Raw genomic sequence first — 11,210 nt, forward strand, 5'->3', positions numbered from 1 at the left:
CACCGGGTCGCTCCGCGTGGCGCGTTATGCCGCGTCGTTGCGGAAGATGAAGTGGTGCCGGGCACCGCGGCGCTCGTCCTGGCGACGTGCCACCTTCTGCACCTCCGGACGATTGGCGAACTGCGCCAGGGTAATCCCGTCCAGGAAATCGTACAGCTGCTGGCTCAGATCATCCCACAGCTCGTGGGTCAGGCAGCGGTCGCCGTCCTGGCAGTCCTTGTGACCCTTGCAGCGGGTGACATCCACTGATTCGTCCACCGCGGTAATGATATTCGCGATGCTGATCTGGTCGGCACGCTTGGCCAGGCGATACCCACCGCCCGGGCCACGCACACCTTCCACCAGGTCGGCCTTGCGCAGCTTGGCGAACAGCTGTTCCAGATAGGACAGCGAAATGCCCTGGCACTGCGAGATGTCGGCAAGCGTCACGGGCCCGATCCGGTCGTGAATCGCCAGATCCATCATGGCCGTCACCGCGTAGCGGCCCTTGGTTGAGAGTTTCATGATTTCTGCCTCCGAATAACCTTGAGTATGTGTCCTGCTCGACATCCGTTCGCAGGCTTGCATCCGTTCTTAATTCCTGACCGTGTTCGTCAAGAATAATTCCCGTCTTACCTGACAGCAACAGTCGGGAATAATTCCCTTATTCTAGCAGGCGAATGAACAAAGATCACGGAATGCTAACGTAGGTATTCAGAACCCCCCGGGGCGCGGGAGTTCCCGGGGAGGATGCCGGGGACGAACGTACACGGGTTTACCCGACGCGGCGGGGTTGCGCAGAGGGGTGCCGCAGGCCAGTACAGGACAGACCTGCATGGGGACGAACCGACGCGCCGCGAAGGTTCTACCCGAGGCGAGGAACCTCGGGGCCGTCCAGGATCATGACCAGCGTCCCCGTGGGCAGACGAGGGAACAATTCGATCACTTCGTCGTTGCGCATGCGCACACAGCCTTCCGAGGCCGGCTCGCCAATGCGCCCCTCCTCGTCGGTGCCATGGATGTAGATGTATCGGCGCAGCGAATCGACGTTGCCGCCCCGGTTGATCCCCGGCTCCAGGCCCTCCAGCCACAGGATGCGCGAAGTGATGTTGTCGCGCGGGCTGCGGGCACCAGGCTCGGTCAGGATATCGGCGATCTGGCCGGTGTTGCCCCGGGCCCGGAAGATCGTCCCGCGCGGTGCGCCCTCGCCGAAGCGCTCGGCGATCCGATGCAGCCCCAGCGGTGTGGTGTAGGTTCCCTCCTCGAAACCGACCCCGCGCGCGGACGTGGACACGTCGAAGATGTCGGTGACCCGGTCGCCGTCCCAGACGTAGAGGCGTTGCTGGTCCACCCGCACCACCACGACGGGCACATCGCCGGCATCCGGGGCCCGTTCCCGGGCATCCCGTACCACGGGTTCGATCCAGCGGAGACTCGGCACAAGCACCTCGCGTCTACTTCTTGTTGGCGAGATCCAGCACCTCGCCCGCCACCGGCGTGTTCACCAGTCCGTCGCCGCGCAGGGCCGCCAGGTGCTCCAGATAGTCCGGGGGCAACCCGGTCACGTACTCCCCGGTAAACACCGAGCAATCGAACGCCTCGATATTCCGGTTTCCCCGGCGCACGGCCTTTTGCAGATCCTCCAGGTCCTGGTAGATCAGGCGGTCGGCCGCGATCGCCTCGCACACCTGCTCTTCGTCGCGGCCGTGGGCGATCAGTTCCTCGGCCGCCGGCATGTCGATCCCGTACACATTGGGATAGCGCACCGGTGGCGCGGCCGAGGCGAAATAGACCTTCTTCGCACCCGCCTCGCGGGCCATCATCACGATCTCGCGCGACGTGGTGCCACGCACGATCGAGTCGTCCACCAGCATCACGTTCTTGCCCCGGAACTCCAGCGAGATCGCGTTCAGCTTCTGGCGCACGGATTTCCGCCGCTTGGTCTGGCCCGGCATGATGAACGTGCGTCCGATATAGCGATTCTTGATGAAGCCCTCGCGGTACTTGATGTTCAGCTCGTGCGCCATCTCCAGTGCCACGGTGCGGCCCGTGTCCGGAATCGGCACGATCACGTCGATGTCGTGGTCCGGCCAGATGCGCCGGATCTTCTCGCCCAGGGCGGTGCCCATGCGCATGCGCGCGCGGTGCACGAACACATTGTCGATCACCGAGTCCGGGCGGGCGAAGTACACATGCTCGAAGATGCAGGGATTCAGACGGGTCTCGGCGGCGCATACCCGCGTGCTGACCTCGCCCTCCGGCGTGATGAACACCGCCTCGCCCGGCGCCAGGTCGCGCTCCAGATCGAAACCCTGGGACTCCAGTGCCGCGCTTTCCGAGGCGACCATCCATTCGCGTCCGCCCTCCTCGGACTCGCGCGAGCCGTAGACAATGGGCCGGATGCCGTGCGGATCGCGAAACGCCAGCAGGCCACGCCCGGCGATCATCGCGACCACCGCATAGGCCCCCTCCGCGCGCTGGTGCACCCGCTCCACCGCATCGAACACCGCATCCGGGGTCAGCCCGTTGTCGAGGAAGCGCAACAGTTCCTGGGCAAAGACATTCAGCAGGATCTCGGAGTCCGAATCGGTATTGATGTGCCGACGATCGGTCGCGAACAGTGCCTGCTTCAGCTCGCGCGCGTTGGTCAGGTTGCCGTTGTGCCCCAGCGTGATCCCGAACGGCGAGTTCACATAAAACGGCTGCGCCTCGGCCGAACTGGACGAGCCCGCGGTCGGATACCGCACATGCCCGATGCCCATGTTCCCCGTCAGGCTCTGCATGTGCTGGTTGTTGAAGACGTCGCGGACCAGCCCGTTGTCCTTGCGCAGGTGCAGGCGGCCGTCATCATCACAGGTCACGATGCCTGCGGCGTCCTGCCCGCGGTGCTGCAACACCAGAAGGGCATCATAAAGGGGCTGGTTCACCGGGCTGCGCCCGACGATTCCGACAACTCCACACATACGGCTACTGGCTCCAGGTCTACGGCTAGGGAAACACTGAGTAATGGACACGCTCGCGCTCGAGTCGCTTTTGCGTGCGAACAAGGCGCGGTGACTGCCGTGCAGTCATTCTGCACAAGGGAGCCGCAACGCTGTGCGCGCACAAAAGCGGCCGAGCCCCTGCATTGAATGATTTGTGGGGTTGGCACCCCAGGTTCCCCGATCCTGCGTTGCGGCACTTGCCGGTAGAACCACTACCGGCTGCGCACCGCGCCTTGTCTCGGAAAACCTGGGGTGCCAACGCGAGCGTGTCCATTACTCAGTGTTTCCCTGTTTACCGTCGGGGATCACTTCTTCGACCGGTTCGTCGCTCGCCAGCAGGTCATGGATCTGCTCCTGCCAGCCTTCCGGCAACTGGGCGATCAGCCAGTCCACCACGCGTTCGAACTCGGGGATCAGGCGGCTGTTCTCCCACCAGGGTTCGTCCGGCATCAGCGTCAACGAGGCCAGGAAGACGAGGACCGCCACCAGCAGCACCCCGCGCAGCAGGCCAAAGATCACGCCCAGCGAGCGGTCGGTACCGGTCAGGCCGCTTCCCTTGACCAGCCGATTCGCCAGCACACCGAGGATGCCGCCCACGATCAGGACGGCAATAAAGATCAGTGCGAAACCAATGCCCAGGCGCAGCGTCGCGTCGGAGACCGCCTGCGGCAATTGCTCCGCGACCTCCGCCGCATAGCGGATGCCCAGCCACACCCCGATGATCCACGTGGCAAGCGAGAACGACTCGCGCACGAAGCCGCGAAAAAGGCTGATCAGCCCGGATACGACGATCAGGGCGATGATGACGAGGTCGATCCAGTTCACGGGGCCGGCGTCACGTGCTGAAAGGGCGCGTAGTTTACCGCAGCCATCCGTTCCTCGCAGGGACGCCCTGGAATAGACATCAGGGGTGGGCCACCACGATGCCGGAGAGCTCCAGCTCGTCCTGCAGGCGTTCCCCCAGGGTGACCGCATCCTCGCGCTGCGCCAGCGGCCCAACTTTCACGCGGTAAATCGGACGCCCATCCGCGGTGGAGTCATCGATAAACGCCGGCCAGCCGGCCTCGCGCAGGCGGGCGGACTGTTCGCGTGCGTTGTCCTCGTCGCGGAAACTCCCGACCTGGACCGCCCAGCCCGCCTGCACCGGCTCGTCCGCTTCCGCCAGGCGGCGCGCGTCTGACGATTGTGGCTCCGCAGCATCCTCGCGGGCTTCTCCGCCGTTCTCCAGGCTGTGCAGTTCCGCCACCGGTCCCTCGCGTTCCCCCGTCGGGGCGGCCGGGGCCACGTCCCGACGCGGCGTCGGCCGCTCCGACGGCAGGGCGATGTCCGGTTCGGCAAACGTCGGTGCCGGCGGCACCGGGTCCTCGATCCCGCTCATGTATTCGTAACCGGCCCCGTCGAAAAGCCAGGGCAGAAAGATCACCGCCAGCACGATCAGGATGACCGCGCCCACCAGGCGAAAACGAATGGGGTTGTCGCGGGTCATGCGCTCATCCGACGGCGGGGGCTGGAAAATACGGGAATCCGGGGAACATCACGAACCAATGACAGTACGCCCGCTGGCGCTGCCGTCGCAAGCCGATGCCAGATGGCGACATGGCCTTCAGACCGCATGCACGGCCTCGCCATCCGGCCAGTCAGGCTCCACCCGACCGGACAACGCCGCCGGGGCCAGCGCCGGCGCGTGTTCCAGGACGGCCGCCACGGTGTGGAAGGATCCGAACACCACCACCCTGCCCCGTGGCCCGGCGCGGCGCGCGGCCTCGCTGAGCGCACCATCGACGCCGCCCACGCGACATACCGGCCCCTGCCCGGCCGCTTCCAGCTCGTCGGCGAGCAAGCCAGCCGGCAACGCCCGCGGCAGATCCAGCGGCACCGGGACCCAGGCATCGACAAGGCCTTCCAGCAGGGGCCACATGGCCGTCCGCTCCTTGTCCGCCATCACCGCCACGAGCGCGACCACCGGGCCATCGACCGGGTGTGCCTCCAGCCAGCGCGCCAGTTCCCCAACCGCATGGAGGTTATGGGCCACGTCCAGCAGCCATTCCGGCGTGCCCCGTAGCCGTTGCAGGCGGCCCGGCGCCGAAATCTCCAGCGCCTGGCGGACCACGGCTTCGGTCAGGCCCGCGCCCCGCCCCAGGCTCTCGACCACCGCCAGCGCGGTGGCCGTGTTCAGCAATGCCGCCCCGTCGATCCGGGCGCCCACGCCCGCGAGCCGCCATTCGCGAGGCTGCCCCCGCCAGACCCACTGCAGCGCCGCCCCGGACCGCGTCAGGGTGAAGTCACGCCCGCTGCGAACGGCCCGCGCCCCCAGGTGGTCGGCATGCGCCAGCACGCTGGCGGGCGGCTCCGGTTCGCCCAGCACCACCGGCCGTCCGGCGCGCATCACGCCGGCCTTCTCGCGCCCGATCGCCTCGCGGCTGTCACCCAGCCAGGTCTGATGATCCAGGTCCACCGCGGTGATCGCGGCGACATCGGCATCCCAGATATTGACCGCATCCAGGCGCCCGCCCAGTCCGACCTCCAGTACCTGCACGGCGACCCCGGCATCGCGGAACAGCCAGGCCGCCGCCAGCGCGCCAAACTCGAAATAGGTCAGGGAATCATCGCCACGGGCCTGGTCGACGGCCTCGAACGCCCGGCACAGGGCGCTGTCGGAGAGGGGTTCCCCGTCGATGCGGATGCGTTCGTTGTAGCGCAGCAGGTGCGGAGAGGTGAAGAGGCCGACCTTCAGGCCCTGGGCCTGCAGCAGGGCCGCGGTACGCGTGGCGACCGTGCCCTTGCCATTGGTGCCGGCCACGATCACCGTGCGCGGCCCATCGGCATCGCGCAGGCCGAGGCGGTCGGCCACCAGCGCAATGCGCTCGAGTGTGAGGTCCATGCCCACGGGGTGGAGCTGCTCCTGGAAGGAGAGCCACTCCGCCAGGGTCGCGAAACGCATCGGCCGCCTCAGGAGGAACGCGGCGGGTCGACGCGTTCCACATCCGCCCCGTTCTCGGGGCTGATCACCTCGACGGCCCCCTCGGCATCCTCTTCACCCGCATCGGACCCGGGTGCCGGCCCGTGCGTCAGCATGCCCAGCACCGTCGCCAGGCGGCTGCGCATGTCGCGGCGATCCACGATCATGTCGATCGCACCGTGCTCCAGCAGAAACTCCGATCGCTGAAAGCCTTCCGGAAGGGTCTCCCTCACGGTCTGCTGGATCACGCGCGGTCCGGCAAAGCCGATCAGGGCGTTCGGCTCGGCCACGTTGAGATCGCCCAGCATCGCCAGGCTGGCCGAAACGCCACCCATGGTCGGGTCCGTCATCACCGAGATGAACGGGATGCGCTCTTCCTGCAGGCGCGCCAGCACCGCACTGGTCTTGGCCATCTGCAACAACGAGAACAGCGCCTCCTGCATACGCGCCCCGCCAGAGGCGCTGAAGCACACCAGCGGGATGCCCTTCTCCAGGGAGCGATTGGCCCCGCGCACGAACCGCTCACCCACCGCGGAGCCCATGGACCCCCCCATGAAGCGGAAATCGAAGGCGGAGGCCACCAGCGGGCGGCCCAGCAACTGCCCCTGCATGACCACCAGGGCGTCACGCTCGCCGGTGGCCTTCTGGGCGGCCACCAGGCGATCCTTGTACTTCTTGGAATCGCGGAATTTCAGCACATCCGAGGATTCGATATCGGCCGCGATCTCCTCGCGGCCCTCGGCATCCAGGAAGGTCTCGAGCCGCCGACGGGCGCTCATCCGGCGGTGATGGCCGCACTTCGGGCAGACGTCGAGATTGCGCTCCACCTCGGGGCGGTACAGCGTCGCGTCACAGCCCTCGCAGCGGACCCACAGGCCCTCCGGGACCCCGCGCTTGGTCGCGTTGTCGGTGCGGATGCGCGAAGGCATCAACTTCTCGAACCAGCTCATGCCGTCTCCCCGTCGTCCGAATCGGCGCCGCGCATTCTACACCGTGGCCGCCACGCCCGGGGAGCGCGCCGCATCCATGGCACTGCGCATCTCCCGGACCACGGCCGCCGCGGCCCGGGCGAAACCGTCGCCGTCCCCGTCGTGCTCCTCGGCCAGGCGCACGATCGCGCTGCCCACCACCACGGCATCGGCGACCCGCGCCACCTGTGCAGCGGTCTCGGCATCGCGGATGCCGAAGCCCACCCCCAGCGGCAGCCCGGTGTGCCGTCGCAGACCGTCCAGACGCGCGGACAGGGCCGAGACATCCAGGCTCTGCGAGCCGGTCACGCCCTTCAGGGACACGTAGTACACGAAGCCGCGGGCGGCCCGCGCCACATGGTCGATACGCGTCTCCGAGGTGGTCGGCGCGATCAGGAAGATCGGATCGATCCCGGACTGTTCCAGCAACCCGACCACGTCCTCGCTTTCCTCCGGCGGCAGGTCCACCGTCAGAAGCCCGTCGAGCCCGGCCGCCTGTGCGGTCTCGGCAAAGGCGTCGTAACCCATGCGTTCCACCGGGTTCAGATAGCCCATCAGCACCACGGGCGTGGTGGTGTCGGACTTGCGAAACTCGGCCACCATCGCCAGCACGTCGCGCAAGCCGGTGCCGAAGCGCAGCGCGCGTTCGCAGGCCTTCTGGATCACCGGACCATCGGCCATCGGATCCGAGAACGGCACCCCCAGCTCGATCAGGTCGGCCCCGGCCTCCACCAGCGCGTGCATCAGGGGCACGGTCGCGCCCGGCTCCGGGTCGCCGGCCGTCACATAGGGAATCAACGCGGCGCGATTCTGTTCGCGCAGTTCCGCAAAGCGCTGCTCGATTCGGCTCATAGCGTAATCCCCTCGCGTTCGGCCACGGTGTTCAGGTCCTTGTCGCCGCGCCCGGACAGATTGATGATGATGCTCTGGTCAGCGCGCATCTCGGGGGCCAGGTCCAGCACATGGGCAATCGCGTGACTGGTCTCCAGCGCCGGGATGATCCCCTCGGTGCGGGTCAGGCGGTGGAACCCGGCCAGGGCCTGATCATCGGTCACCGACACGTAATCGACCCGGCCGATGTCCTTGAGCCACGCATGCTCCGGCCCCACGCCCGGGTAGTCGAGCCCCGCCGAGACCGAGTGCGTGCCGATGATCTGGCCGTTCTCGTCCTCCATCAGATAGGTCCGGTTGCCATGCAGCACGCCCGGCTGGCCCGCGCACAATGGCGCGGAATGCCGGCCCGTCTCGACCCCGTCACCGCCGGCCTCGACCCCGATCATCGCCACCGACTCATCGCCCAGGAACGGATGGAACAGCCCGATCGCGTTGGATCCCCCGCCCACGCAGGCCACCAGGGTATCCGGCAGCTTGCCGGTCATTGCCAGATGCTGCTCGCGCGCCTCGCGACCAATCACCGCCTGAAAGTCGCGCACCATCGCCGGATAGGGGTGTGGACCGGCCACCGTACCGATGATGTAGAAGGTGTCGTCGACGTTGGTCACCCAGTCGCGCATCGCCTCGTTCAGGGCATCCTTCAGCGTGCGCGTGCCGGATTTGACCCCCACCACCTCGGCGCCCAGCAGGCGCATGCGATAGACGTTCTGGGACTGCCGCCGGGTGTCCTCCTCGCCCATGTAGATCACGCATTCCAGCCCCAGACGCGCGGCCACGGTCGCGGTCGCCACCCCGTGCTGACCAGCGCCGGTCTCGGCAATGATCCGCTTCTTGCCCAGCTTCTTCGCCAGCAGCGCCTGCCCGATGGTGTTGTTCACCTTGTGCGCACCGGTGTGGTTCAGGTCCTCGCGCTTCAGGTAGATCTGCGCGCCGCCGAGCTCCCGCGACAGGCGCTCGGCGTGATACAGCGGGTTCGGCCGTCCGACGAACTGCTTCAGGTCGTGGTCCAGTTCCGCCATGAACTCGGGATCCCCGATGTAGCGCTCGTAGACCTGCTGCAGTTCATCGAGCGCGCCCATCAGCGTCTCGGACACGAAGCGCCCGCCATACGGACCGAAATGTCCGCGGGCATCCGGGAATGCCGCCCAGTCAATCTTGTTCATCAGTCTCCACCTCGCATTGGCGCACGGCCCGCACGAAGGCCTGCATGCGCCGTGCATCCTTGACCCCGGGCGCGGATTCCACCCCGGAACTCACATCGACCCCGTACGGGCGCAGGTGTTCCAGCGCCTCCCGCACCGAGTCTGCATCCAGTCCCCCGGCCAGCAGCCACGGCCGCTCCAGGGCATCGGGCACACGCTGCCAGTCGAAGCGATGCCCCGAGCCGCCGCTGCGCCCGCCACCGTGGCTGTCCAGGAGAAACCCCTGGGCATCGGGATGCGCGTCCATCGCCGGGCGCGGATCGTCCCCGTCCCCCATCGCGATCGCCTTCAGATAGGGCCGCCCGAAACGCGCGCAGGCCGTCGCGCTCTCGTGCCCGTGAAACTGCAGGCAGTCCAGCCCCACCGTCCGCAGGACCTGTTCCACACGCGCAGGCTCGGGGTCCACGAACAACCCCACCGTAGTCACGAACGGCGGCAGCGCGGCCGCAATCGCCGCCGCCTGCGCCGGCTCCACGGCCCGCCGGCTCGGGGCGTGAAACACCAGCCCGATCGCATCCGCACCGGCCCGAGCCGCGGCAAGCGCCTGCTCCACCGTGGTGATTCCGCAGATCTTGACCCTGTAGCGCATGCCCGCCATCCCGAAAAACGCAGTCGCAAGCCTACCAGAACCCGGGTGCAGGCCCGGCTTTCCCGTAATCACCCCGCCCCATTCCCCGGAACGCCATCGACGACCGGTCCGGCGGCCAGCGGCAGCGCAAACTCCGAGGGGTAGTCGACATGCACGAAATAAAGCCCGCCCGCCGGGGCCGTGATACCAGAAGCCCGGCGATCCCGCGCCCCCAGCACCTCCAGGGGCCAGTCCGGATCGGCCCGGCCGTCCCCGACCGCCAGCAGCACACCCGCGATGTTCCGCACCATGTGGTGCAGAAAGGCATTCGCATGAACATCGAGGACCACGTAATGCCCCTGGCGGCGTACCGACAGCGAATGCACGCAGCGCACCGGCGATTTCGCCTGGCACGCCGCCGCCCGAAGGCTGCTGAAGTCCTGCTCGCCAACGAATGCCTGGCCGGCCTGATGCATCCGTTCGGCGTCCAGTGGTCGGCGCCACCAGGACACCCGCCCCGCCTCCAGCGCCGGTCGAATCTCGCGGTTCGCGATCACATAGCGATAGCGCCGCCCGAACGCGCTGAACCGCGCATGGAAGGTCGCGGGCACCGCCTGCGCCCAGGTCACCGCAATCGCGTCCGGGAGGCGGCTGTTGGCCCCGAGAATCCACGCATGGGGCTCGCGCCGGGCCGGCGTATCGAAATGCACCACCTGTGCCGTGGCATGCACCCCCGCATCCGTGCGCCCGGCACAGACCAGTTCCACCGAATGATTCGCCACGAACCCCAGCGCTGCCTGCAGATGCCCCTGGACACTGGGGCCATCCTTCTGGCGCTGCCAGCCCAGCAGCCCGCGTCCGTCGTATTCCACGCCAAGCGCCCAGCGCTGGGGTGCCATCGCGTCCGCATCGGCCCCGGGCGTCGCGACTCCGCCATGCACGCGTTCTCGCTCGCTATTCAATCCAGCCCCCCAACAAAGCCGCCCAGACCAACATCACGCCCGCCCAGAGCCAGGCCAGGCCCCACCAGGGCACGCCTCCCTCCGCATCTCCCGCGTCTGCCTCCCAGGCCTCCGGTTGCAGCTCCGCTCCCCCCGCCAGCGCCTGATCCAGCCGCTCAACCAGCCACTCCCGGACCGCCAGCAGCCGCGCGCGGCGGGATCCACGCAGGCCTGCGCGACGCTGCTCGACGGAGGCATTCTCGTCCTCGAACAAGGCCAGCGCCAGGAACAGCCGCCGAGCGAAGCGCTCGCCCCAGCCCCCCAGTACCTGGCGCGGCCCGCCCAGGAGCGCGCCCAGGGCGCCCACCAGGGCCGATCGCGAGAACCGCCCCGTCAACCACACCACCAGCACCACCACGAGCATCAGCGCGACAATCCGCCAGCCCGCCTCCTGCAATCCCTGAAACGCATCTCCCGTGTCGGCCGGCCACAGCCCGTAAAACACGGCAAGCGACAGATAAAACCACTTGAGCCGCAGCATCAGTCGACCCGCGCGCCGCCACTCCACGCCACCCGTCAGCCCCAGCCCGGCGCACAGGCCGGCCACCAGGACGACCACCAGCGGATCCGCCGGCACCAGAGCGGCCGAGGCGGCCACAACACCCAGGATCGCCAACCCGGCGGCTGAAACCTCCCGGGAAGCAGATCGCACGAT

At 67.8% G+C, this 11,210-nt stretch carries 12 protein-coding genes; all 12 read right to left on the reverse strand.

Annotated features, from left to right (window positions below; all coding sequences use genetic code 11):
• Positions 1-24: 24 nt before the first annotated feature.
• On the reverse strand, positions 25-504 hold the full coding sequence (iscR, locus tag C996_RS0108610; protein ID WP_018145846.1) for a Fe-S cluster assembly transcriptional regulator IscR: 480 nt from the start codon (positions 502-504) through the stop codon (positions 25-27).
• A 340-nt stretch (positions 505-844) separates the two neighbouring features.
• Complete coding sequence (locus tag C996_RS0108615) at positions 845-1,420, reverse strand: L,D-transpeptidase (protein WP_018867050.1); 576 nt, start codon at positions 1,418-1,420, stop codon at positions 845-847.
• Positions 1,421-1,433: 13 nt separating this feature from the next.
• A complete protein-coding gene (purF, locus tag C996_RS0108620) occupies positions 1,434-2,942 on the reverse strand; it encodes an amidophosphoribosyltransferase (protein WP_018867051.1) in 1,509 nt (502 codons plus the stop codon).
• A gap of 294 nt (positions 2,943-3,236) precedes the next feature.
• A complete protein-coding gene (locus C996_RS0108625; protein ID WP_018867052.1) occupies positions 3,237-3,788 on the reverse strand; it encodes a CvpA family protein in 552 nt (183 codons plus the stop codon).
• 79 nt (positions 3,789-3,867) lie between these two features.
• Complete coding sequence (locus C996_RS0108630) at positions 3,868-4,449, reverse strand: SPOR domain-containing protein (protein ID WP_018867053.1); 582 nt, start codon at positions 4,447-4,449, stop codon at positions 3,868-3,870.
• Positions 4,450-4,566: 117 nt separating this feature from the next.
• A complete protein-coding gene (folC, locus tag C996_RS0108635; RefSeq protein ID WP_018867054.1) occupies positions 4,567-5,904 on the reverse strand; it encodes a bifunctional tetrahydrofolate synthase/dihydrofolate synthase in 1,338 nt (445 codons plus the stop codon).
• 8 nt (positions 5,905-5,912) lie between these two features.
• Positions 5,913-6,872 (reverse strand): acetyl-CoA carboxylase, carboxyltransferase subunit beta, encoded by a 960-nt coding sequence (accD, locus tag C996_RS0108640; protein WP_018867055.1) that lies wholly within the window; start codon positions 6,870-6,872, stop codon positions 5,913-5,915.
• 36 nt (positions 6,873-6,908) lie between these two features.
• A complete protein-coding gene (trpA, locus tag C996_RS0108645) occupies positions 6,909-7,742 on the reverse strand; it encodes a tryptophan synthase subunit alpha (protein WP_018867056.1) in 834 nt (277 codons plus the stop codon).
• A complete protein-coding gene (gene trpB, locus C996_RS0108650; RefSeq protein WP_018867057.1) occupies positions 7,739-8,947 on the reverse strand; it encodes a tryptophan synthase subunit beta in 1,209 nt (402 codons plus the stop codon). Before trpB ends, trpA begins: the two co-directional genes overlap by 4 nt.
• The gene (locus C996_RS0108655) at positions 8,934-9,575 is read right to left on the reverse strand and encodes a phosphoribosylanthranilate isomerase (protein ID WP_018867058.1); all 642 of its coding nucleotides are present in this window, start codon (positions 9,573-9,575) and stop codon (positions 8,934-8,936) included. The genes trpB and C996_RS0108655 overlap by 14 nt, the downstream gene beginning before the upstream one ends.
• 68 nt (positions 9,576-9,643) lie before the next feature.
• A complete protein-coding gene (truA, locus tag C996_RS0108660) occupies positions 9,644-10,453 on the reverse strand; it encodes a tRNA pseudouridine(38-40) synthase TruA (RefSeq protein ID WP_018867059.1) in 810 nt (269 codons plus the stop codon).
• Positions 10,454-10,508: 55 nt separating this feature from the next.
• The gene (locus C996_RS0108665; protein WP_018867060.1) at positions 10,509-11,171 is read right to left on the reverse strand and encodes a hypothetical protein; all 663 of its coding nucleotides are present in this window, start codon (positions 11,169-11,171) and stop codon (positions 10,509-10,511) included.
• Positions 11,172-11,210 lie beyond the last annotated feature (39 nt).

Origin of the sequence: Thioalkalivibrio sp. ALE25 (assembly GCF_000377285.1) — a bacterium.
Taxonomy (GTDB): Bacteria; Pseudomonadota; Gammaproteobacteria; order Ectothiorhodospirales; family Ectothiorhodospiraceae; genus Thioalkalivibrio.